Here is a 22,051-nt window from a genome sequence, read left to right as displayed (position 1 = left end):
CGAACCTACTCCGTAATGGGTATTGCTCGGCGGTGGATCACGTCACGCCGGGCATACCGGCGGTCGCAGGTGCGCGTCGATCAGGGCGAGGGCGGCGGCGCGGTCCAAGCCGGCGCCGCGCCGGTGGGCGGCGGTGAAGGCGCGCTCGCCCAGCGCCTCCGTGACCTCGCGGGTCACGGCGGCGACGTCCGGATCGGCCGGGCTCGGGCCGCCGCGCAGCGCGGTGGCGGCGCCGAGCGTCTCGGCGGCGGCCGCGTGGTCGCCGCGGGCCGCGAGCAGGCCGGCCGTGGCGACGGCGGCGAGGGCGACGGCGGCCATGTCGGGGACCTCGACGGCCAGGTCGAGCGCGGCGGCGAGATCCCGGCGCGCGGTCTCCATGTCGCCCGCGCGCAGCGGGAGCCAGGCGGCCGAGGCCCGCAGGAGGCCGTCGAACGGCGGCATCCGCTCCGGCAGCGACGCCAGGTCGGCGCGCGCCGCGCGGTAGTGGTGCGCGGCCCCGTCCGGATCGTCCTGCCAGCGGGCCAGGTCGCCGAGGCCGAGCCGCGCCATGATCCGCCTGCGGACGGCCGTCCACACGGTGCCCGGGGCGAGCAGCCCGGCCAGGAGGTCCCGGGCCCCGTCCAGATCACCGCGCTGGGCCCGTACGGTCGCGAGCATCACCCGCTGAAGAGTCGCGTCGTCGGTGCTGCCCAGCTCGTCCAGGAGGGCGACGGCCCGTTCCAGCGACGCGGCCGCGCCGCCGAGGTCGCCGAGTGCCGTCTGGTCGTACGACAGGAACGTCAGCGACATCGCCAGCCCCCACCGCTCGCCCGCCTCGGCGAACGCGCCCGCCGCGGCGCGCAGGTCCGCCGCGTCCGAGCGTTCGCTCTGCATCATCGCCCGCATCAGCAGCAGCATCCCGGACGTCCACGCGTCGGGGTGCGGCAGCCACCGCGCGAGCCCCTCCAGCGCCGCGCCCTCGCCGGCGCCGGTCAGCACGGCCAGGCCCGCCCGGGCCAGCGCGGCGGCGGGATCGGCGGCCTCGCCCAGCCGCTCCCGTACGGCGCGCGCCGCGCCGGGCTCCGCCGCGCCCGACAGGATCGCGTTGATCGCGTAGTAGGCGGCCGCGGCGGCGGTCGCGCGCGGCGCCGCCGGGGCGGGGACGCGCAGGGCGAGCAGGAGCCGTTCGGCGGCCTGGACGTGGTCGCCCTGGATCGTCCAGAAGTGCCCGAGCGAGGCGGCCAGCCGGACGGCGGTGCCGGCGTCGCCGCGGCCGGCGGCCAGCCGCAGCGCCGCCATCAGGTTGACGTGCTCGCGGCCGAGGACGTCCAGCCAGGGGAGCTGGCCCGCGCCCGCCAGCCGCGGCTTGGCGCGTTCGGCGAGGTCGAGGAAGCAGGCGGTGTACGCGGCCTCCGCCTCGTCGCGCTCGCCGCTCTCGTCCAGCCGGCCCAGCCCGTACTCGCGGATCGTCTCCAGCATCCGGTAGCGCGGCTCGTCGCCCTCGACCTGCTGGAGGAGCGACTTGTCGGCCAGGACGGACAGCGCGTCCAGCGCCCGCGCGGGCGGGAGCCCGCACACGTGCGCGGCGGCCTCGGGCGTGATCCCGGCCGGGAAGACCGCCAGCCGCCGGGCGAGCAGCCGCTCCTCCTCGTCCAGCAGGTCCCAGCTCCACGCGACGACCGCGCGCAGGGTGCGGTGGCGCGGCAGCGCCGTACGCCCGCCGCGCAGCATCGGCAGGCCGTCCTCCAGGCCGGCGGCCAGCGCCCGGACGGGCATCGACCGCAGCCGGGCGGCGGCCAGTTCCAGCGCGAGCGGCAGGCCGTCCAGGCGGCGGCAGATCGCGCCGACGTCCTCGGCGTTGTCCTCGGTGACCGCGAACCCGGGGCGTACGGCGGCGGCCCGTTCGGCGAACAGCCGGACGGCCTCGGGCGGTTCGAGCGGGCTGACCGGGCACAGCGTCTCGCCGCCGATCCCGAGCGCCTCGCGGCCGGTGGCGAGGACCGTGAGGAGCGGGCAGCGCCCGAGCAGCTCCTCGGCGAGCCGGGCCGCCGCGTCGATGACGTGCTCGCAGTTGTCCAGGACGAGCAGCGTGCGCCCGGACGACAGCGCCTCGGCCAGCCGGGCGATCACGTCGCGGGGGCCCGGCGCCTCCAGCGCGGCGCGGCCCAGCGGCCCCAGCGCGGCGACGACCGCGCGCGGGACGTCCGCCGGGTCGGCCACCGCGGCGAGCTCGGCCAGCCACACGCCGCCCGGCGCCCGTTCCGCGTGGTCGGCCGCGACCACGGTCGCCAGCCGCGTCTTGCCCGCCCCGCCGGGCCCGACCAGCGTGACCAGCCGGCCGGCCGCGAGCGCGGCGCGGGCCCGCTCCCGCTCCGCGGTACGGCCGACGAAGCTCGTCAGCGGCGCCGGCAGGTTCCCCCGCCGCGGCGCCTCGGGGACGGTCCCGCGCAGGACGGCGACGTGCAGGTCCCGCAGCGCCGGGCCGGGGTCGCCGCCGAGCTCCTCGGCCAGCAGCGTCCGGTAGGCGTCGTACGCCGCCAGCGCCTCCGCCGTCCGCCCGCCGGCGTGCAGCGCGCGGATCAGCAGCTCGCGCAGCCGCTCCCGCAGCGGGTGCGCGGCCACCAGCTCCGCCATCTCCGCGACCAGGTCCGGCGTCCCGCCCGGGGCGGCGAGATCGGCCTCCAGCCGGTCCTCGACCGCGGCCAGCCGCAGCTCGTCCAGCCTGCGCCGGTGCGGTTCGGCGAACGGCGCGCCGCCCGCGTCCGCGAGCGCCTCGCCCCGCCACAGCCCGAGCGCCTCCCGCAGCACGGCCGCGGCCCCGGCCGGATCGCCGTCGCGCAGCGCGCGCCGCCCGGCGAGCGCCAGCCGCTCGAACTCGGCGGCGTCCACGGCCTCCGGCGGCAGGACGAGCCGGTAGCCGCCGCCCGACCGCTCCACCAGCCCCGCCGGCAGCGACCGCCGCAGCCGCGACACGTGCGTCTGGAGCGCGTTCGCCGGATCGTCGGGGCCGTCGCCGTCCCACAGGTCGCGGACCAGCGTCCCCGCCGGGACGGGCCGCCCGGCGTCCAGCGCGAGCCGCGCCAGCAGCGCCCGCTGCCGGGCGCCGGCGATCCCGATGGCGCGCCCGCCCGCCACGGCTTCGAGCGGACCCAGGATGTGCACGCGCATACCCGCCACACTGCCAGAAAGGAGCGATGGCTACGTCCCGGGTAATCGTCGGGCCGCGGGTCCGCTCCGTAACGTCGTGGCCATCAGCCAGAGACCACCCGGAAGGGGACTCCGATGACCACCTCGCACACTCCCGCCCGCGCCCTGTTCGCCGACGGCGCCCGCCTGCTCCGCGTCGCGCTGCGCCTGGACGCCGCCGTGACGGGCGTCAACGGGCTGGCCTACCTCGCCCTGGCCGGGCCCCTGCACGACCTGCTCGGGCTGGAGGCCGCGCCCTCCCGCGCGCTGGGCGCGTTCCTCCTGCTGTACGCCGCCGCCGTGTGGGCCGTCTCGCTGCGTCCGCGCCCGCTCGCCGTGACCGCGGTCGTCGAGGCGAACGTCGTGTGGACCGTCCTGAGCCTCGCCACCGCCGCCATGGGCTGGCTGTCGCTGAACGCCGTGGGCGTCACGTGGGCCGTGCTCCAGGCGGCGGTCGTCGCGGGCTTCGCCGCGCTCCAGTACACCGCCCTGCGGCGAACCCGCTGATCAGGACCGATATCGTCGGTTCAAAACGATCGATCGGTGGGGGAAGAGTGGACGAGTTCATCGCGGGGCTGCCCAAGTGCGAGCTGCACCTGCACATCGAGGGCACCCTGGAGCCGGAGCTGAGCTTCGAGCTGGCGAAGCGCAACGGCCTCACGCTCCCCCACCGCACCGTCGAGGAGGCCCGCGCGGCGTTCTCCTTCGACAGCCTGACCACGTTCCTCGTCGGCTACTACGAGGGCATGAACGTCCTGCTGACCGAGCCGGACTTCTACGACCTCGCGTCGGCGTACCTCGCGAAGGCCGCCGCGCAGAACGTCCGGTACGCCGAGATCTTCTTCGACCCGCAGGCGCACACCTCGCGCGGCGTCCCGTTCGACGTGGTGATCCGCGGGCTGCGCCGCGCGATCCTGGACGCCGAGCGCCTGCACGGCGTCCGCGCCCAGCTCATCATGTGCTTCCTGCGCGACTTCTCCGCCGAGTACGCGATGGCGACGCTGCTGGAGTCGCTGCCGTACCGCGAGTGGATCGTCGGCGTCGGCCTGGACTCCGACGAGCGCGGCAACCCGCCGGCCAAGTTCGAGAAGGTCTTCGCCCGCGCCCGCCAGGAGGGCTACCTCCTGACCATGCACTGCGACGTCGACCAGGAGAACTCGACCGAGCACATCCGCCAGGTCCTCCAGGTGATCGGCGTCGACCGCATCGACCACGGCGTCAACGCCCTGGACGACCCGGCCCTCGTCGAGGAGATCAGGCGGCGCGGCCTCGGCCTGACCGTCTGCCCGGTCTCGAACGGCTTCGTCACCGACGGCTCCAAGGCGGACGCGATCCGCCGGATGCTCGACCTGGACCTGCGCGTCACGATCAACTCCGACGACCCGGCCTACTTCCGCGCGTACGTCGCCGAGAACCTCCAGCTCGTCCGCGACGAGCTGGACCTGTCCCGGGACGACCTCGTCCGCCTCGAACGCAACGCCTTCGAGATCGCCTGGCTCCCCCGCGCCGTCAAGGACGCCTACCTCGCCGAACTGGACGCCTACGCACGGACCGCCTGACCAGCCGTGTTGAATTGGGGCATGGAGCTTTTTCTGCTGTCGAACTCGCGGACCCACGGCCGGGCGTACCTGGAGCACGCGACGGAGGAGATCGAGGACTTCCTGGGCGGGCGGCGGCTGGTGTTCGTTCCGTTCGCGTTGCGCGACCATGACGGCTACACCGCGACCGTCGGCGCGGCGATGCGCCCGCTGGGGATCGAGGTCACGGGGGCGCACACGGCGGCCGATCCGCGCGACCTGGTACGGGACGCGGAGGTCGTGTTCGTCGGGGGCGGGAACTCGTTCCGGCTGCTGTCCACGCTCCAGCGGACGGGGCTGCGCGAGGTGATCCGGGAGCGTGTCGAGGCCGGGGAGCTGCGCTACATGGGTTCGAGCGCGGGGACCAACATGGCGTGCCCGACGCTCCGCACGACCAACGACATGCCGATCGTGCAGCCGGAGTCGTTCGAGGCGCTCGGGCTGGTGCCGTTCCAGATCAATCCGCATTTCCTGGACGCCGATCCGGGCAGCACGCACATGGGCGAGACCAGGGAGCAGCGCGTCACGGAGTTCCTGGAGGAGAACGACGTCCCGGTGCTCGGGATGCGCGAGGGCGCGTGGCTGCGGGTGAGCGGGCGGAAGGCGGCGCTCGGCGGGACGACCGGGGCGCGGCTGTTCGCGCGGGACTCCGAACCGCGCGAGCTGGCACCGGACGCCGACCTGTCGTTCCTGCTGGAGACGCGACCGAAGTTCGACGCCTGAGAAAAAGAGGGGGTGCCGCCGCGGCGGCACCCCCTCTTTCCGTTACTTGCCCTTGGTCTGGAGGGCGGTCATCGGGCCGTAGAGGCCGACCAGCCGGTCGAACTCGGCGGCGTCGTGGAAGCGGACGGCGCCGCGGCCGAAGTCCTTGGCGACCTCGACGCAGAAGCGCGCGGCGGCGTCGACGCTGTACAGGTCGGTGGCGCCGGTGGCCGAGCCCGCGACGGGCGCGTCGGTGGTGATCGCCACGCCGACGACCGGGGCCTTGGTGGCGGTGGCGGGCTGCAGGATCGAGTTCACGTGGTACACGCCGTTGCCGTACGGGGTGATGTCCTGCATCGACAGCGGCAGCACGACCGGGGACCGGCCGGTGACCCGCTGCTGGACGGCGAGGAGGTCCTCGCTGATCCGCAGGATCCAGCCCTCCTTGACGGTCGGCGAGATCGCGAAGCCGACGTGGTTGACGACCCGGTTGCCCTTGGTGGTGTCGACCGCCAGGATCGCGTCCGCCGTGGTGTCGACCTCGTGCACGTTCATGTCCTCGATCTCGACGGGCGAGTCCATGAACGGGACGGGGTCGTGCGGCTGGGTGGGCGCGTCCGGGCAGATGTGCGTGCCGATCACCACGTCGCCGTCCAGGACGTCGCCGCGCCGCCGCATCTGGGCGAGCTTGGCCGCGACGGTCACGGCGGTGAGCGCGCCGTCGCCGTCCGACACGAAGCCGATCTGCTCGGGCCGGGCGCCGAGGCCGCCGAGCCGGCCGACCACGCTGAGCGTCGGCGCGTCGCCGCCGGCGGTGCGGCCCCGGGAGCCGGGGATCACCGCGCGGACGAAGTCGGTCTTGCCCTTGTCGCCGGTCACCGGCGTGACGACCGGGTCCTCGACGCCGTGCCGGCGCAGGAACTCGGCGACGGCCGCGCCGTTCACCGACGGGTCGTCCAGCAGGTCGAACGCCTCCAGCACGTGGGGCCAGCTCATCTATGTGTCTCCTTCTCTAGGAACGCTCGGAAAGCGATCACCGGTGCACCTCGCCGGCGAGCCGGGCGACGACCGTCCGGGCGAGCAGGACGGGCACGCCCGCCGCCCGCGCCGCGGCCGCGCGCATGTCCTCCGTGTAGCCCATGCAGTCGAGGACGACCCACCGCGCGCCGCCCGCCGCGAGATCCCCCGCGGCCGCGGCCACGGCCTCCGCCGCTCCCGCGGCGTACGGGGTGGCGGCGGCGACGTTGATCTCTCCGGCGACGTTCGACCACTTCGTCCGGCTCATCTCCTCCTGCTCGGGCAGCGGGCACACGATCCCGACCGGGTCGGCCGGGTCGCACAGGCCCGCGACGCCGCGCGTGAGGAGGCGTTCGGCGAACAGCAGCGGGCGCCGGTGCCGCAGCGGCGGGAACTCCCCCGTGCACACGATCACCGTGGCGTCCACGCCGCGCTCTTCGAGCCACGCGACGGCCGCCTCGACGCGCCCGGCCGTGCGGTCGTGGTCGAGGACGACGGAGGACCCGTCGGCGAGCCGCGTCGTGAGGACGTGCGCGGCGCCCGGGGCCGGGGCCAGGGCGGCGATCGCGTCGCCGTCCAGCCCGTCCAGGGCGCCGCGCTCGATCACCGAGGCCGGTCCCGCGCCCAGATGGGGCAGCATCTCGGGCACCATGTCGTCGCGCGGCGACTGCCCGATCGTGACCAGACCCAGCACCGTCAGCTCCCGTCCCTCGCCGCCATGTCCAGGAGGCGGCCGAGGACGTCGGTGCCCTCCTTCAGCCCGTCGTGCTCGTACTCGTTGGTGATCCAGGGCGTGAGCCCGCGGACGGCCGCGGCCGTCTCCAGCGAGTACTCCCGGGGGACGAACATGTCGCCGTGGTAGACCGCCGCGTACACGGGCACCTCGTTGGACCGCAGCCGGCCGAGGTCGTACAGCAGCGGCCAGTCGTCCTTCTCCGCGAGGAGGTGCGCCGCCTCGCGGAGCGGGACGAGCGCCGGGTCCTCGTCGAAGTGGAACGGGAAGAACATCTCGCCCGTGAACGCGAACGGCACGTTTCCGTTCAGCGCGAACTCCGGCCGCTCCCGGTAGGCGCGCTCGGCCGCCCACCGGGTCGCGCCGCCCTGCGCGTAGATCAGCTCCTGGAACACCGCGTACAGCGGCCGCGGCGCGACGCCGACGGCGTCCTGCACGCCCGCGAGGAACGTATCGGACAGCTCCGGCCCGCTCGTCCCCGCCACGAACGCCTCCTCCAGGAGGAAGTGCAGGGAGTCGAACCCGGAACGGGTGCCGAGGCCGAGGCCGAGCGACTGGAAGCGGCGCGGGCTGAGCCGTTCGCCGGTCGGCAGCCGCACGTCGTGGTCGCGCAGGTGCTCGGCGATCCGCGCGCACAGCTCCCGGTCGCCGGGGTGGCGGGCGAAGTACGCCTCGTTCCTCTCCAGCGTCCGGTCGAACGTGAGCCGGTAGACGTCCTCGGCCGTGCCGGTGAGCGTCGGCAGCCCGCCGGTGACGAACGACCGCCGCAGGCCCTCGGGGGCCAGCGACAGGTACGTCATCGTGATGAAGCCGCCGTAGCTCTGCCCGAGCGTGCTCCACGGCCGGCCGCCGTTGATCTCGTGCCGGAGCGCCTCGGCGTCCCGGACGATCGAGTCCGCGCGGAAGTGCGCCAGGTACGCGGCCTGCTCGGCGGGGCCGCCGGCGGCGGCGAGCGTCTGCCGGTTCGCGGGCGTCGAACGGCCCGTACCGCGCTGGTCGAGCAGCACGACGCGGTGCTCGTCCAGCGCGCAGCCGATCCACCCGCTCTTCCCCGGCGGCCGCAGCGCCTTGCCGCCGGGCCCGCCCTGGAGGAACAGCAGCCGGGGCAGGTCGGCGTCCGCCTTGGCGGCGGTCACGACCTCGCGCGCGTACACCTCGATCCGCGGCCCGTCGGGACGGTCGTGGTCGAGCGGGACCTCGATGACGTGGTCGGTGTAGAGCAGGCCGCCCTGCCGGAACGTTCCAACGATCATCAGTAGCCCGGGATGCCGAGGCGGTGGCAGATCTCGACCAGCTCCGGATGCACGTACCGGCCCTCGATCTCGATCGCCTCGCCGTCCAGGTAGATGCTCGGGTTGAGCATGCTGCCGTCGGTGTGCGCGGGCGCGATGAACGGGGCGCCGCCGATCCAGGCGCCCTTGGTGCCGAGGCCCAGCTCAACGCAGCCGAAGATGCGCTCGTCCTCGACGATCCGGCCGGTCGGCTGGGTCACGCCGGGGTTGAACCCGAGCGACCAGTGCGCGATCCGGTACATGTTCCGGCCCTGCTCCTCGTCCTCGGCGTTGCGCGCCTGGTCCTCCATCCACCGGCGGAAGATCGTCGCGTCGGTGCCGTCGCCCTCGATCGAGGTGACGGTCCCCTCGCCGACCTCCATCCGGATCGGGTTGCGGATCAGGCCGAGGTCGTTCGGCGGCCAGACCGCGCCGTCGAAGACGAGCACGCCCTCCTGGGTCTCCTCCAGCGGGTTCCAGGAGATCTGGCCGGCCAGCATCACGGTCTCGCCGGGCTTCTCGGCCGGCTTGCCGCGCAGGTTGATCGGCCGGCCGCCGTTGCGGGCGCGCAGGTCGGTGCCCGCCGGGGTGGTGATCCGCACCTCGTCGGCCTGCTCCAGCAGCCGCACCAGAGCCTTGCCGAGGTCGATCGTGCCCTGGAAGTCGACCCGGGCGACGGTGTCGACGAGCATCTGCACGTCCATGCCGGTCAGGTTGGCGTAGCGGGTGCCCTGCGCCATCGCCGCGCGGAACGCGTCCGAGTGCATGATGTACGCCAGCGCGTACTCGATCCACACCTGCGACCGGGCCACCGCGCCCGCGACCGGGCCGGGCGGCTCCATCGCCGAGGACGGCCGGGTCGGGTACCAGACCACCGTCGGGGTCGCCCCGGCCGCCGCCACCGCCTGCGCGGTCAGCTCCACCACCCGGTGGTCGGTGGAGGTGTCACCGGTGATCACCACGTCCTCGCCCGGCTTGACGAGCATGATCTCCTCGACGAGCTTGCGGGCGCCGAGCGCCGCCTCGTACGAGAGGTATTCGGGCCGGGACTCGATCCGGCTGGTGACTTCCATTCTTGGCTATCCCTTCACTACGCGGCTGACATCGGTGAGCGAGCTCCCGGCGATGAGACCGGAGCCGATCAGGTTGAGCTCCCCGCTCGCCTCCGGCCCGCGGACCCGGCCCCAGATGATCCGGAAGGCCAGCGCGCCGAGCACGAACCAGCAGGCGTACGGGGTGAGGATCAACAGGCCGGTGGCCAGCAGGACGCCCATCTGGCGTTCCGGCCCGCCGATCAGCTGGATCAGCGCGCCGGGGATCGCCCAGATGAGGATGTTGGTGAGCGTCGAGGTGTCGGTGAGGCCCCCGGCGACGGTGTCGGCGTAGACCTTCGACACCGGCGGGATCTCGTTGCCCTCGAAGTACGACCGCCAGGTCAGCGCGACCACGGCGAGCGCGACGCCGAAGCCGACCAGCTGGGCGATGTACTGCTGCTTGCGGCCGGCCTTCTCGACCAGCTTGTACGGGGTGCCGCCCTGGCGCAGGATCCAGCCGGCCTTGAGGTCGTACCCCATGTCGGCGAACGCGGGGCCGGTCGAGGCGACGTACGCGACGAACAGCGCCAGCGGAACGGTCGGGATCCCGATGACCAGGCCCAGCACCATGAAGATCAGCGTGACGGCGAACGCCGGGAACCAGCCGGAGTGCATCGCGGCCAGGCCGACGATCAGCTGGTGGACCAGGGCCGCGAAGCCGGCCAGCACGCACCAGCCGATCAGCTGGACCACCGACAGCTCGCCGAGGATGCCGCCGACCAGGCCGACGGTCAGCGCGCCGAGGAAGAACAGCACGTACCCCTCGGTCAGCGCCCGGCGCAGCCCGCGCTCGTCGACGGTGCCCTCCATCGCCTCGGGCTGCTCGGCGCCCACGGCGGTCTCGCCGGCGGCGCTCTCCTTCTCCGGCGACCGGCGCAGCAGCAGGATGACCGCCTGCACCAGCGCGATCAGGCCGGCGCCGACCATGAAGCCGTGCGGGATGTACAGCTCGTTCAGGTCGACGTCGAACCATTCCTTGCCGTACTGGTTGACGCCCAGCCCGACGCCGAACATGGCCAGCGCCCAGATGTTGCCGATGAGCGCGACACCGGCGGCCGAGAACGGCAGCGCGTTGCCCGCGATCTTGACGAACGAGCCGAGGAAGCCGACCAGGCCGCCGATGCCGAGGACCACGGCCTTCCGGCCGCCCTCGTCGCCGGCCACGATCGTCTCGGCCGCGGCGACGCCGGGCGGCCAGGTGGACCGGGCCGGGAACAGCTTGGAGTCGAAGATCCGGTACAGCACCCAGGAGTCGACGAACAGGCCGATCGCCGCGCCGAGCAGCATCGGCCACACCAGGTCGGAGCGGCCCAGGACGAACGGCACCGCGATCGGCACCAGCAGCGAGTTCGCGGCGGCGAACGTCGCGCCGGAGATCGCGCTCTGCACGAGGTTCTGCCGGTGCACCGACCGCATCTCGCGCAGCTTGCGCGCGGGCACCCGCGCGACCAGCATCGCGATGAGCGCGCCGATGACCGAGGTGTTGGCGGAGATGCCGAGCGTCGTCACCAGATGCAGGCCGATGAACGCGCCGAGCACCGACAGCACGACGGTGAGGACGAGGGTGACCGGCTCGAACGCGCGCGGATGCGACTCCGCGCCGTGCAGCCCGGCCCCCTTCAGCGATGGCGTGATGGACAAGGTGTTTCCTCGCTACTCTTCGGCCCCGCCGTCGAGCAGGCGGCTCAGCGTTTCCGCTGCTCCCCGTACCCGCGAGACGGTGCTGTCGATCTTCTCGGTGACACTCTGGTGCGGGCCGATCACGACCAGCGAGCCGATCACCTGGCCGGCGGCGAACACCGGCGCCGCGACCGAGGTGACGTTGAGGTCGTACTCGCCGTGCGACACCGCGACCCGCTCCGCCCTGATCCGGGCGTACAGCGCGAACAGCTCAGCGGGGTCGACGATCGTCTCGTCGCTGAACCTCTCCAGCGGGCCGGCGCCGAGGAGGCGGCGGGCCTCCTCGTCCGGATAGAACGCGAAGATCGCGTGCCCGGCGGCGCCGCCGTGCGCCGGGATCGTCTCGCCGACGGTGGCGGAGTACCGCATCGGCCCGTCGGCGTCGATCGCCAGCGCCGTCCGGTACGCGGCGCCGTGCGGGACGTTCAGGATGGCGCTCTCGCCCAGCTCCTGCGCCAGGGCGGTGAGCAGCGGCCGCGCGGCCGCCTCCAGGGACCCGCCCCGCTCGGCGGACCGGGCGAGCACCCCGATCGTGGCGCCGAGCCGGTACCGGCGGGTCTGCGGGTCGGCCAGGACGAAGCCGCGGTGCGCGAGCGTCGTCAGCAGCCGGTGCGTGACGGCCTTGTCCAGCTCCAGCTCGCGGGCCAGCTCGCTGACCCCCCACTCGGACCGGCGCCGGAAGGCCAGCAGCACGAGCAGGCCCCGATCCAGCGTCTTGGCCGTACCGCGACCCGGCTCGCCCACAAGACCACCCCTTACGTTGCGATAATCGCAACACCGTTGCAATTTCTGAGCCGAGAATATCCCCCGCCATCCGAAATCGGTCAACCCTTACGGCGGTGGAAACCTGTTTTTTACACAGCGGACCTGCGGGATCTCGGCAGATGCGCGGCGTCCGGCGTCCGAAAACCGTGCGGGCGCCGGTCAGGCGGGGAGGGTGGGAAGCGTGGAGGAAGGGCTCCTCAGCGGCCCTTCATCGGGCCAGGCGGCACAGGCGGAAGCCGATGTTGGGCGTCTGGCGCCAGGTCGGCCCGCCGCCGCGGTAGTCGGTGGAGACCGGGCGCGACATGCGGAACGAGACGGTGACGGTCTCGGCGCAGTCGGCCCAGGAACCGCCGCGCAGCACCCGCTCGGATCCGGTGCCGGGCCCGGCCGGGTCGGCCTCCGGCGAGTGGCGGTAGTACTCGGCGTCGTACCGGTCGGCCGTCCACTCCCAGACGGAGCCCGCCATCGCGTACAGGCCGTACCCGTTGGGCGGCTTCTCCCGTACGGGCCGGATCGAGAAGTCGTCGAAGCGGCCGAAGTCGCACCGTTCGGGCGTCGGCGGCTCGTCGCCCCAGGGGTAGCGGCGGCCCGGCAGCCCGCCGCGCGCGGCCCGCTCCCACTCCGCCTCGGTCGGCAGGCGGTAGCGGACCTTCGAAGTGGACAGCTTCTCGCCTAGGGCCACGGCATCGTCCCAGGGGACGCTGACCATGGGTTTGCGGTCGTAGCCCCACGGGTCGTCGGACTCCCGGGGCGGCTCGCCGAAGCGCCGCTCCGGGCCCGGCCCCTCCCCCTCGCGCCGTCCCCAGAGGCGGGGGTCGTGCGCATGCCAGCCGATCGCGCGGGTCGTGGCGTCCTCGCAGTACTGGAGGCGGATCTTGTTCGTGTCGTACAGCCCGAACGCGTTCTCGGGCCGCTCCTCCGGCATGCCCACGGGAGGCGGGACCCAGCCCATGAGGGCGCAGTACGCCGACCAGCTGACCGGGGCGTCGGTGATCCAGTAGTCGCCGAGCCGGACGGGGTGCACGGGCCGCTCGTCCGGGTCGCCGGTCTCCGAGCCCATGAGGAACGTTCCGGCCGGAACGTAGCGGAACACCAGCCCGTGCTCGGTGATCGCCAGCCGGTCGAGGAGGGCGGCGCGGGCGGCGGCCAGTTCGGCGTCCTCGGGATCGAGGGCGTAGGCCCGGTCGTAGGCGGCCGCCGCCGCGCGGAGGTCCCCCGCGTTCTCCAGCTCGCTGGCGGTCCGGTACGCACCGCCGCTCACCGGCCGCACCCGCCGGCGTTGACGTCCAGGATGACCAGCGGGTTCCGGCCGTCGAGACCCGCGCCCGCACCGGCGTGCTCGCTGATCCACGGGTCGGGCGCGTTGATCGAGCCGTTGAACGCCTGCGCGCGGGCACGGCAGCCGCCCGCGAAGACGGCGTCGCCGGTCGGGTCGTCGGACGGCAGCGAACGGATCTCCTGGAAGCGCCGGCTGCGATGCCAGATCTCCGCGAGCGACCGTTCCCGCACGTTCGCCGCCACGAACTCCGGCCCCAGGAAGCTGCACGGGTTGACCTCGCCCGACACCGAGATCGAGCACACCGAGTTGCCGGCGCCGCAGCCGTGGTTCTTCTGGACGACCGACTGCGTCTCCCGGCGGGCGCGCGGGCTGAACGGGTCGATGTGGTGCAGCTCGACCGGCGCGTTCGCCTCCATGGAGGCCAGCTGGTTGAGCGCGGTGCTGTACTCGGCGAACGTCGGCATCAGCTCCCGGTGCCGTTCCGCGACGCCCACCGGGTACAGCGGGCGGAACACGGCGGTGTCGGCGCCGACCTCGTGCGCCAGCCGGGCGCAGTCCTCGATCTCGGCCAGATTGCTCCGCATGATCGTGAACGCGAGCGTGAAGCGGGAGTGCTCGCGCAGCACCGCGAGCCGGTCCATGACCTTGTCGAACGTGCCCGCGCCGCGGACCCGGTCGTTCACCTCGGCGGTGGCGCCCTCCAGGCTGACGTTCAGCCAGACCAGCTCGCGCTCGCCGAACGCCCGCGCGATCTCCTCGGTGATCAGCAGCCCGTTGGTGGTGACGCACGGCGCCAGCCCGTGCTCCAGCGCCAGATCGATGATCTGGAAGAGGTCCTTGCGCAGCAGCGGCTCGCCGCCGGTGAGGCCGAGCCGGAAGCTGCCGAGCGCGGCCATCTCGCCGAACAGCCGGTCGATCTCGGCCAGGCTCAGCCGCTTCTCCCGGCGCGGCAGGTCGCCCGCGAAGCAGTGCGTGCAGCCGAGGTTGCAGGCGGCCACGACCTCCAGGTGGACGGCCAGCGGCCCGGTGAGATGGTCGGCGGGCACCTCGACGCCGTCCAGGACGGTCCCGGCGAACCGGCCGTCCACCGTGAAGAAGCCCATCCCATAGAAGTGCTCGTAGAAGCGGACGAGCCGGTCGGCCTCGCCGTCGTCGGCGACGCCCGCGAGCACCCGGTCGACCGGGACGTCGCGGAGGCGGGTGAGCAGGGCGGTGGTCTCCGCGTCGAACGGCAGGTAGCGCGAGGTCCGGCGGTCGAAGACGAGGCAGCCGAAGAACTGCGGGACCAGGACGAGCGGGGCGTGTTCAGGCATCGCCGCCCTCCTCCTCCGCCGCCGGGCCGGGCACCTCGAACTCCGTCCGGATCCAGACCCGGGTGCCGTCCTCGATCCCGAGCGGCGCGGCGCCCAGCCGCTCCAGCCACTCGAACCGGTACCTGTCCATGTCGCGCTTCGGGTCCTCCGGCGGGCGCCGCCCCTCCCGCAGGTCCATCGGCGGCCAGCCCGCGTCGTCGAAGCCCGGCCGTCTCCAGGCGTCGTCCGCGGGCTCGTCGAGGGTGTACGTCCAGGACCCGTCCGCGACGGTCAGCAGCGAGAACGGCGCCTCCTCCGGCCCCCGCGGCGTCACGGGTCCCCGCTCCGCCGGCGGCGGGTGCAGCGCGGCGAAGCTCAGCACGGTGTACGCCGGGTCGGTGCCGGTCACGTCGAAGCTCAGGACGTGCTTCCCGAACGGCACCAGCGGCCGGGCCGACGGGAGCGGCGCGCCGTCCAGCCGGATGTCGCACTCGCCGTTCACGTACATGTTCATGTGGAGCGGGACGCCGGCGCGCGGATCGCGCCACCGGAGCACGACCCCGCCGCATCCGGCGGGGATCTCGCAGTGGCCGTACTCTTCGAGCACGTACAGCGGTGAGGTCTTGGAGTAGCGGGCCAGCGAATTCAGCTTGAGCTCGCGTTCGTCCACCCCGCCCACCCTAGCGGCGCCGTCCCCTCAAGATCAGGCGGATTCGGTACGGAGGAGGCGCAGGAACGCCTTGATCCCGGCGATCACCTCCTGGTTGTCGGTCAACTGGGAGACGGTGTCCTCGAAGCGGCGGCCGAGGGCGTCGATCCTGCGCTCCAGCTCGCGGGTCCCCTGGGACGCGGTGAGGTCCACGGCCTCCAGCCGCCGCTCCAGGTTCCGGTCGGCCTCGTGGAACTGCTCGCCCGCCAGGCGCATCGCTTCGACGTGGCCTTCCAGGAACCGGACGCGCGAGAGCAGTTCGAGGACGTCGTCACGGGGGTGCCGCGCCTCCCGGTCCATGACGCGCAGCCTGTCGCGGAGGTGGGCGAACCAGGCGTGGGAAGGCCGGAAGAGCGTGCTCAGCAGGTAGAAGCCGGCGAAGTAGTAGCCGGTCCACTCGCCCGAGAAGTAGGTGACCGCGGCGACGGCCGCGGCGGTGACCAGGTGGGCGCCGATGGCCGCGGTCCTTGCGCGGGACGCGATCCGCTGCGCCTCGGCCTCGTGGCCGTCCGGAACCTCAAGGCCCCGGTCCCGGCTGGTCCGGATGTCGTTGAGCACCCGCCGTGCCCGGAAGTGCACGTTCCACGGAACGGTCAGCAGGAGCAGCAGCCACGCCAGCCCCACCGCCACGGCGGCCACCGAGAGCAGCACCGCCGCCGGGACGTCGGCCACGACGACGAGCGCGGCCGCCCCGACGGCGGCCGCGGCGAGCAGGGCGAAGGCGAGCAGGTCACGGATCATGGGGCGGCTTCCTGTCCGGGGGAGTCGGATGGAACGTGTGTCCCATCGTCGATCCCGTCCCGGCACCGGCGGATGCGTACGGCTACTCGGTTCGGCGTGAGTACCCCTGCCCGGATTCCGCCGCGCCCGGCGGCACGGGCCGGCCCGGCAGGGATCCCGCCGGGCCGGCCGCGGTGGCCGCGCGGTGTCAGAAGGCGAGGTCGCGGCGGCGGAAGGCGGTCAGGCCCGCCGCCGTCAGGACGAGGGCGGCGGCGGCCAGCACCGTGATCGGGAGGAGGGCCAGGTCGGCGGCGGGGAGCGACGGGGTGTGGCTGAACGGCGAGAGGTTCGTGACCCACTGCGGGAGCTCCAGGATCGGGCCGAGCTGGCCGATCAGCAGGCAGATCCCGAGGGCGGCCCAGGAGATCGCGACCGAGCGGTCCGGCAGCAGGCCGATCATCGCGACCACGAAGCCCGCCAGGGACAGCGTCGCGGGCAGCTGGACGAGCGCGGCGCCGGTCAGCGCCCCCACGCGGTCCAGGGAGCCGGCCGCCGCCGCGTACGCCAGGGCGTTCGCCAGGCCGGTGACCAGCAGGACGGCGGCGGTGCCGAGCACGGCGCAGGTGATGTGGGCGAGCATCCAGCGGGGGCGGCTCACGGCACCGGCCAGCACCGCCTCCAGCGGGCCGGTCTCCTCGGCCCGCATCCGCAGCAGCGCCTGGACGGTGTACCCGGCGATGATCACGCCGGTCAGCCCCATCATGGCGGCGAAGAAGGCGTCGACCAGGTCCCCGCCCCCGCCCAGGCGGCCGACGACGTCCGCCAGCTCGGCGCTGCTGCCCAGCACCTCCTCGGCCTCCGCGCCGACGGCGCCCAGGGCCAGGCCCATGACCAGCATCCCGGCCGCCCAGCCGTACAGGACCCCGCGCTGCAGCCGCCAGGCCAGGCCGAGCGGGCCGAGCAGCGAGCGGGCGGCGGTGGCCGGGCCGCGGCGGACCGGCAGCATCCCGGTGCCCACGTCGCGGTGGTCGGTGAGCGCGAACGCGGCCCGTACCAGGACGGCCAGGAGCACGGCGTGCATGGCCAGCGGCCACAGGTCGTCGGCGGCGAACGGGCGCACCCGCTGCGCCCAGCCGATCGGCGACAGCCAGGACGGCCACAGGCTGGTGACGCTCCCGTCCTCCACCGGAGCGAGGCCGTCGCCCGCGGCGCGCAGCAGGAACGCCAGGCCGAGCACGGCGGCCGCGGTGCCGTTCGCGGCCCGCGCGCTCTCGGCGATCTGCGCGGTCACGGCCGCGACGCCCGCGAACACCGCGCCGGTCGCCCCGACGGCCGCGCCCAGGACCAGCGACCCGGCGAGCGGCACGCCCGCCGCGGCCGTACCGGCGGCGAGCAGCGCCGCCAGCAGCGCGTCCGCGCCCAGCGCGACCAGCAGCGCGGCGGTCAGGCCCGCGTGCCGGCCGACGACGGCGGAGCCGATCATCTCGGCGCGGCCGGTCTCCTCGTTCTGCCGGGTGTGCCGGACGACCGCCAGGATGCTCATCAGCGCGGCGAGCACGGCGAGGATGCTGAACGTCTCGGCGACCACGATGCCACCCGCGCTCGCCTCCGGGATGATCCCGTTGAAGACGCGGGAGACGGCGCTGGTGATGTTCGTCCGCGCGTACGCCGCCTGCTCGCGCTCGCTCGTGTAGAGGCCGGCGACGCTGGACGCCGACACGCCCGCGACCGCGGTCAGCCCGAGCAGCCAGAGCGGCAGCCGGACGCGGTCGCGGCGCAGCGCCAGCCGCGCCAGCCGGAGCGTCCCGGTGAACGTGCTCATCGCGCCGCCTCCACCGGCTCGCGCCCCGGCTCCCCGTAGTGGCGCATGAACAGCTCCTCCAGCGTCGGCGGATTGCTGGTCAGCGCGCGGACGCCGAACCCGGCCAGGTGCCGGTGCACCTCCGCCATCGCCGCCGCCTCGACCTCGAAGCTCGCCGCGGTCCCGTCGGCGCGCAGGCCGTGGACGCCCGCCAGGCCGTCCAGCCCGGTGACGGGACGCTCGGTCTCGACGGTCACCGCGGTCCGGGTCAGGTGGCGCAGCTCGTCCAGCGTGCCGGACTCGACCGTGTAGCCGTCCCGGATGATCGAGACCCGGTCGCAGAGCTTCTCCACCTCCGCGAGGATGTGGCTGGAGAGCAGCACCGTGCCGCCCTTCCGCCTGACCTCGGCGACGCAGTCCTGGAAGACCGACTCCATCAGGGGGTCGAGGCCGGACGTGGGCTCGTCCAGGACGTACAGGTCCACGTCGGACGCGAACGCCGCCACCAGCGCGACCTTCTGCCGGTTGCCCTTGGAGTAGGTGCGGCACCGCTTCGTCGGGTCGAGCCGGAAGCGGTCGAGGAGCTCGTCGCGGCGGGCGCGGTCGAGGCCGCCGCGCAGCGCGCCGAGCAGGTCGATCGCCTCGCCGCCGGACAGGTTGCCCCAGAGGTTGACCTCGCCCGGCACGTACGCCAGGTGCCGGTGCAGCGCCACGGCGTCCTTCCAGGGGTCGCCGCCGAGGAGGCGCACCGTCCCGGAGTCGCGGCGCAGCAGCCCCAGCAGGACGCGGATGGTGGTGGACTTGCCGGCGCCGTTCGGGCCGAGGAAGCCGTGCACCTCGCCGGTGCGGACGGTGAGGTCCAGCCGGTCGAGCGCCCGGACGTCGCCGAAGCTCTTGCTCAGATCGATGATTTGGATCGCGTCGGACATGGCGGTGGTCCCCGTTCGTCCTTCTCGCTCGTGCCCCGCCCCCCTGAGAGGCCCCTGCCCTGACCGTTGGTCAGGGCCTCGATCGTAGGACATGTCCGCCGTGCCGCCAAGGGCCCCGGCGCGGCCGGTCTAGGCTGGGCGGGTGGACGACAAGAGGTCCCCGGACACCCGCGCCCGCATCCTGGAGACGGCGCTGGACCTGTTCTCCGAGCGCGGCTACCAGGGCAGCTCGATGCGGGAGATCGCGCTCCGGCTGGAGATCACCAAGGCCACCGTCTTCTATCACTTCCCGTCCAAGCCGATACTGCTGGCGACGCTGTGCGAGCCGCTGTCGGAGGACCTGGAGGAGGTCGTCGAGGAGGCCGCGGCGCTGGACGACCTGGTCGCGGCCCGCCGCCGGCTGATCGAGGGGACGCTGGACGTCTACATCCGCCACCGCCGGGTGCTGCGCCTCCTGCTCCAGGACCTCACGGTGCTCGCGCACGAGCACGCGTTCCGGCAGCTGGTCAGCCTCGTGCGGCGGATCCACGAGGTGTTCGCGGGCCCCGAGCGGGACGTGAGCGTGCGGGTCAGGGCCGTGCAGATCTTCGCGATGCTGAGCGACCCGGTGGTGTTCTTCGAGGACCTGCCGGTCGAGCGGCTGCGCGCCGAGATCCTGGCGGGCGTGTGGGCGCTGCTCGACGACCCGGCAACGTCCGGCCTGGTCACCCGGGAGGAGGCGGGACTGGGCGAGCGCGGCGGGCGCGCCCCCCGGAGGGCGGGCCGGCCCAGCGTCATGGACGAGGCGAAGGCGGCCCGGGCCCGGCGGATGTACGCCGAGGGCACCCACAGCGTCGGCGCGATCGCCGAGCGCCTGGGCGTGTCCCGGGCCACCGTGTACCGCCACCTTCAGGACGGGCCCCGATCGCCCTGAGTTTCGCGACACTTCTGAGACGCATTATGAGACGGTTTTCGCGACACCCGGGCCGCGGGACGCTCAGACCGGCGAGGCCGCCGGAGGCCGGGCCGACCGCCGCTCGGACTTCCGCACGGTGAAGAATCCGGCCAGCGCGGCCAGCGCGGCGATGCCCTCGCCCACCAGGCTGATCGTCTTCTCCCCGTACCAGGCCGGATCGTGCATGGCCGGGATCGGCCCGATCTGCCCGGGATCGACGAAGTAGTAGAGCAGCAGCGCCCCGACGGCGCTCGCGGCGACCAGGAAGGCCACCGCGTACGTCCACCGGCGCGCCCAGAACAGCACCAGCAGGCCCGCGGCCGCCGCCACGATCGCCTGCGCCCGGAACAGGTCGTCCCCGGCGATGGTCCCCGGCGCGGCCCCGCCACCGGGCGCCATGTCGGGCGCGAACCGCCAGTGGACGATCGCGTCGGCCGCCAGCCCGGCGGCCACGAGCACACGAAGCAGAATCCCCATACTCCTTGCACGGACGTACGCCCCGAACGGATCAAAACGCCCGCGAGAAAGCATGGCCGGGTTCAGCCGTTCCCCGTGATCCCCGCCTCGACGGCCCGGTCGTAGGCGTCGTCGATGTGGACCACGGACCGGCCGGCCCGTGCCAGCAGGCTCGCCGCCGCCGCGGCACGGTAGCCGGAGCCGCAGTGCACCCAGACCGTTCCGTCCGGTACGTCCGCCAGGCGGTGCGGCAGCTCGGGCAGCGGGACGTGCGTGGCGCCGTCGATGTGGCCCGCGCGCCACTCGTTGCCCATCCGCACGTCCAGGACGACGTCGGCCTCCTCCCGCCGGGCGGCGAGATCGGCGAACGTGGCCGTCTCCAGCGCGCCCAGCCGGGCCTCGTCACGCCCGGCCCACTCCGCCGGCTCCCCGGCCGCGGCCGCCGCCGGACGGTCGACGCCGATCCGGGCCAGCTCCCGCTGCGCGGCCGCGATCTGCCCGGCCGACTCCCCCAGCAGCGTGATCGGCGCGTCCCGGGGCGCCAGCCAGCCGAGCCACGTCGCGAGCGGCCCGTCCAGGCCGAAGCTGAGCGTCCCGGCCAGATGCCTGCGGGCGAACGCCTTGCGCGAGCGCAGGTCCACCACCCACTCACCCGAATCGATCCGCTTCCGCAGCTCAACGGGGTCGGCCTCGCGTACCGGCGTCAGATCGATCAACCCGGCACCGGCGACATTGCGCGCACCCATATGGGCGTAATAGGCCGGGTATGCATCCAGCCCCTCCAGCACCTCGGTGACGAAGTCGTCCGCTTCCAGGCGCAGCGCCGGATTGGCCCGCCTCTCCTCGCCGATCGTGGACGCGGACGCGTCCGACTGCGCGGCCGAGCAGAAGCTCCCGAACCCGTGAGTGGGCCAGATCCGCGCCCCGTCCGGCAGCAGACCGGCCAGCCGCCGCACCGAGGCGTGCTGCCGATGAGCCAGGTCATGGGCGTGATCGGCACCGAGCAGGTCGGTGCGTCCGGTCGTCCCGAACAGCAGCGACCCGCCGGTGAACACCCCCGCGGGCCGCCCGCCCGGTCCGGTCAGCACGTACGACAGATGGTGGAACGTATGCCCGGGGGTGGCCACCGCCGACAGCCTCATCCGTTCCGACAGCACGATCTCGTCGCCGTCGGCGACCGGAACCCGCGCGAAGTCCACCTCGTCCGCCCCGGCCATCAGGTACTCCGCGCCGGTCACCTGCGCCAGCGCGAGCCCGCCGGACACGTAGTCGTTGTGCAGATGCGTCTCGGCGACATGCGTGATCCGCACCCCCAGCCGCCCCGCGAGGGCCAGTATCCGGTCGATGTCCCGCTGCGGATCCACGACCAGCGCGACCCGCCCGTCATGGGCCAGATAGCTGCGATCCCCCAGCGAGGACGTCTCCACCACTTCGACCTGCACGGCCGTCATCGTTCACACCTTTCCTCACCGCTCAACGCGTCCCTACCCAACGGAGATACCCCCAGGGGTATTTCGAGGATACCCCCCGGGGTATACTGCACCGAGGAGGTAGGCAACATGGAGATGGACCCGACCGTCATGAAGGACGCGGTGACCCGGCTGAAGCGCGCCCACGGCCAGCTGGGCGGAGTCATCGCCATGATCGAGAACGGCGAGGACTGCGAGCGCGTCATCACCCAGCTGGCGGCCGCCTCGCGCGCCCTCGACCGCGCCGGCTTCAAAATCATCTCGACCGGAATGCGGCAGTGCCAGCAGGCCCGCGAGCGCGGCGAGCAGCCCCCACTCGACGAGGAACAGCTGGAAAAGCTGTTCATGACGCTGTCCTGACCTCGCCCGGCCGGTCCTATAGTGGGCCGCGAATCCCGACCCGTGACCAGGAGCGCGCCCCATGCCAGTGCGAAAGAGGCCCCCACGGCCCTTCCTGC

The 22,051-nt window shown here is 73.7% G+C and carries 20 protein-coding genes; 5 read left to right on the top strand and 15 right to left on the bottom strand.

Annotated elements, in window-relative coordinates; genetic code table 11:
• Positions 1–42: 42 nt before the first annotated feature.
• Positions 43–3,147 carry a BTAD domain-containing putative transcriptional regulator gene (locus AB0881_RS04960; RefSeq protein WP_366614286.1) on the bottom strand — a complete coding sequence of 1,035 codons (3,105 nt, stop codon included), beginning with the start codon at positions 3,145–3,147 and terminating at the stop codon, positions 43–45.
• A gap of 114 nt (positions 3,148–3,261) precedes the next feature.
• On the opposite strand from AB0881_RS04960, the gene AB0881_RS04955 reads away from it, so the two are divergent.
• The 3 genes from AB0881_RS04955 to pepE are packed head-to-tail and all read left to right on the top strand — an operon-like array spanning position 3,262 to position 5,465.
• Positions 3,262–3,672 carry a hypothetical protein gene (locus AB0881_RS04955; RefSeq protein ID WP_366614284.1) on the top strand — a complete coding sequence of 137 codons (411 nt, stop codon included), beginning with the start codon at positions 3,262–3,264 and terminating at the stop codon, positions 3,670–3,672.
• A 47-nt stretch (positions 3,673–3,719) separates the two neighbouring features.
• The gene (add, locus tag AB0881_RS04950; RefSeq protein WP_366614282.1) at positions 3,720–4,724 is read left to right on the top strand and encodes an adenosine deaminase; all 1,005 of its coding nucleotides are present in this window, start codon (positions 3,720–3,722) and stop codon (positions 4,722–4,724) included.
• 21 nt (positions 4,725–4,745) lie between these two features.
• A complete protein-coding gene (pepE, locus tag AB0881_RS04945) occupies positions 4,746–5,465 on the top strand; it encodes a dipeptidase PepE (protein WP_366614280.1) in 720 nt (239 codons plus the stop codon).
• Positions 5,466–5,507: 42 nt separating this feature from the next.
• Here pepE and AB0881_RS04940 read toward each other — a convergent pair whose 3' ends face one another.
• From AB0881_RS04940 to AB0881_RS04885, 12 genes are all read right to left on the bottom strand, one after another.
• Positions 5,508–6,440, bottom strand: a complete 933-nt coding sequence (locus AB0881_RS04940; RefSeq protein ID WP_366614278.1) for a DUF1177 domain-containing protein — start codon at positions 6,438–6,440, stop codon at positions 5,508–5,510.
• A gap of 37 nt (positions 6,441–6,477) precedes the next feature.
• Positions 6,478–7,155 carry an AroM family protein gene (locus AB0881_RS04935; RefSeq protein ID WP_366614277.1) on the bottom strand — a complete coding sequence of 226 codons (678 nt, stop codon included), beginning with the start codon at positions 7,153–7,155 and terminating at the stop codon, positions 6,478–6,480.
• 2 nt (positions 7,156–7,157) lie between these two features.
• Positions 7,158–8,447 (bottom strand): alpha/beta fold hydrolase, encoded by a 1,290-nt coding sequence (locus AB0881_RS04930; RefSeq protein ID WP_366614276.1) that lies wholly within the window; start codon positions 8,445–8,447, stop codon positions 7,158–7,160.
• Positions 8,447–9,538, bottom strand: a complete 1,092-nt coding sequence (locus AB0881_RS04925; RefSeq protein WP_366614275.1) for a hypothetical protein — start codon at positions 9,536–9,538, stop codon at positions 8,447–8,449. The genes AB0881_RS04930 and AB0881_RS04925 overlap by 1 nt, the downstream gene beginning before the upstream one ends.
• Before the next feature lie 6 nt (positions 9,539–9,544).
• A complete protein-coding gene (locus tag AB0881_RS04920) occupies positions 9,545–11,200 on the bottom strand; it encodes an OPT/YSL family transporter (RefSeq protein WP_366614273.1) in 1,656 nt (551 codons plus the stop codon).
• 12 nt (positions 11,201–11,212) lie between these two features.
• Complete coding sequence (locus AB0881_RS04915; RefSeq protein WP_366614272.1) at positions 11,213–11,983, bottom strand: IclR family transcriptional regulator; 771 nt, start codon at positions 11,981–11,983, stop codon at positions 11,213–11,215.
• A 229-nt stretch (positions 11,984–12,212) separates the two neighbouring features.
• Positions 12,213–13,265 (bottom strand): SUMF1/EgtB/PvdO family nonheme iron enzyme, encoded by a 1,053-nt coding sequence (locus tag AB0881_RS04910; protein WP_366614271.1) that lies wholly within the window; start codon positions 13,263–13,265, stop codon positions 12,213–12,215.
• Positions 13,262–14,596 (bottom strand): radical SAM protein, encoded by a 1,335-nt coding sequence (locus tag AB0881_RS04905; RefSeq protein WP_366614270.1) that lies wholly within the window; start codon positions 14,594–14,596, stop codon positions 13,262–13,264. Before AB0881_RS04905 ends, AB0881_RS04910 begins: the two co-directional genes overlap by 4 nt.
• Entirely contained in the window at positions 14,589–15,245 is a 657-nt protein-coding gene (locus AB0881_RS04900) for a hypothetical protein (RefSeq protein ID WP_366614268.1), read from the bottom strand. Before AB0881_RS04900 ends, AB0881_RS04905 begins: the two co-directional genes overlap by 8 nt.
• Positions 15,246–15,278: 33 nt before the next feature.
• A complete protein-coding gene (locus tag AB0881_RS04895) occupies positions 15,279–16,025 on the bottom strand; it encodes a hypothetical protein (RefSeq protein ID WP_366614267.1) in 747 nt (248 codons plus the stop codon).
• Positions 16,026–16,212: 187 nt separating this feature from the next.
• Positions 16,213–17,826: an ABC transporter permease gene (locus AB0881_RS04890; RefSeq protein ID WP_366614266.1), complete on the bottom strand. Its 1,614-nt coding sequence runs from the start codon at positions 17,824–17,826 to the stop codon at positions 16,213–16,215.
• Positions 17,823–18,734 carry an ABC transporter ATP-binding protein gene (locus AB0881_RS04885; protein WP_366614265.1) on the bottom strand — a complete coding sequence of 304 codons (912 nt, stop codon included), beginning with the start codon at positions 18,732–18,734 and terminating at the stop codon, positions 17,823–17,825. The genes AB0881_RS04890 and AB0881_RS04885 overlap by 4 nt, the downstream gene beginning before the upstream one ends.
• A gap of 142 nt (positions 18,735–18,876) precedes the next feature.
• Here AB0881_RS04885 and AB0881_RS04880 point away from each other — a divergent pair, with 142 nt between their 5' ends.
• On the top strand, positions 18,877–19,647 hold the full coding sequence (locus AB0881_RS04880; RefSeq protein ID WP_366614264.1) for a TetR family transcriptional regulator: 771 nt from the start codon (positions 18,877–18,879) through the stop codon (positions 19,645–19,647).
• A gap of 63 nt (positions 19,648–19,710) precedes the next feature.
• On the opposite strand, the gene AB0881_RS04875 is transcribed toward AB0881_RS04880, so the two are convergent.
• Positions 19,711–20,145 carry a hypothetical protein gene (locus tag AB0881_RS04875; protein ID WP_366614262.1) on the bottom strand — a complete coding sequence of 145 codons (435 nt, stop codon included), beginning with the start codon at positions 20,143–20,145 and terminating at the stop codon, positions 19,711–19,713.
• A 62-nt stretch (positions 20,146–20,207) separates the two neighbouring features.
• Positions 20,208–21,575 carry an MBL fold metallo-hydrolase gene (locus tag AB0881_RS04870; RefSeq protein WP_366614260.1) on the bottom strand — a complete coding sequence of 456 codons (1,368 nt, stop codon included), beginning with the start codon at positions 21,573–21,575 and terminating at the stop codon, positions 20,208–20,210.
• Positions 21,576–21,683: 108 nt separating this feature from the next.
• Here AB0881_RS04870 and AB0881_RS04865 point away from each other — a divergent pair, with 108 nt between their 5' ends.
• The gene (locus AB0881_RS04865) at positions 21,684–21,953 is read left to right on the top strand and encodes a metal-sensitive transcriptional regulator (RefSeq protein ID WP_366614258.1); all 270 of its coding nucleotides are present in this window, start codon (positions 21,684–21,686) and stop codon (positions 21,951–21,953) included.
• Positions 21,954–22,051 lie beyond the last annotated feature (98 nt).

The sequence above is a fragment of the Spirillospora sp. NPDC029432 genome, assembly GCF_040703975.1.
Lineage (GTDB): Bacteria > Actinomycetota > Actinomycetes > Streptosporangiales > Streptosporangiaceae > Spirillospora.
This window is presented reverse-complemented; position numbering and strand designations above follow the sequence as displayed.

Coding starts and splice junctions, on each gene's coding strand:
- AB0881_RS04895 (WP_366614267.1), bottom strand. CDS start 16,025: ATGATCCGTGACCTGCTCGCCTTCGCCCTGCTCGCCGCGGCCGCCGTC.
- AB0881_RS04875 (WP_366614262.1), bottom strand. CDS start 20,145: ATGGGGATTCTGCTTCGTGTGCTCGTGGCCGCCGGGCTGGCGGCCGAC.
- AB0881_RS04865 (WP_366614258.1), top strand. CDS start 21,684: ATGGAGATGGACCCGACCGTCATGAAGGACGCGGTGACCCGGCTGAAG.
- AB0881_RS04930 (WP_366614276.1), bottom strand. CDS start 8,447: ATGATCGTTGGAACGTTCCGGCAGGGCGGCCTGCTCTACACCGACCAC.
- AB0881_RS04890 (WP_366614266.1), bottom strand. CDS start 17,826: ATGAGCACGTTCACCGGGACGCTCCGGCTGGCGCGGCTGGCGCTGCGC.
- AB0881_RS04940 (WP_366614278.1), bottom strand. CDS start 6,440: ATGAGCTGGCCCCACGTGCTGGAGGCGTTCGACCTGCTGGACGACCCG.
- AB0881_RS04960 (WP_366614286.1), bottom strand. CDS start 3,147: ATGCGCGTGCACATCCTGGGTCCGCTCGAAGCCGTGGCGGGCGGGCGC.
- AB0881_RS04885 (WP_366614265.1), bottom strand. CDS start 18,734: ATGTCCGACGCGATCCAAATCATCGATCTGAGCAAGAGCTTCGGCGAC.
- AB0881_RS04905 (WP_366614270.1), bottom strand. CDS start 14,596: ATGCCTGAACACGCCCCGCTCGTCCTGGTCCCGCAGTTCTTCGGCTGC.
- pepE (WP_366614280.1), top strand. CDS start 4,746: ATGGAGCTTTTTCTGCTGTCGAACTCGCGGACCCACGGCCGGGCGTAC.
- AB0881_RS04955 (WP_366614284.1), top strand. CDS start 3,262: ATGACCACCTCGCACACTCCCGCCCGCGCCCTGTTCGCCGACGGCGCC.
- AB0881_RS04925 (WP_366614275.1), bottom strand. CDS start 9,538: ATGGAAGTCACCAGCCGGATCGAGTCCCGGCCCGAATACCTCTCGTAC.
- AB0881_RS04870 (WP_366614260.1), bottom strand. CDS start 21,575: ATGACGGCCGTGCAGGTCGAAGTGGTGGAGACGTCCTCGCTGGGGGAT.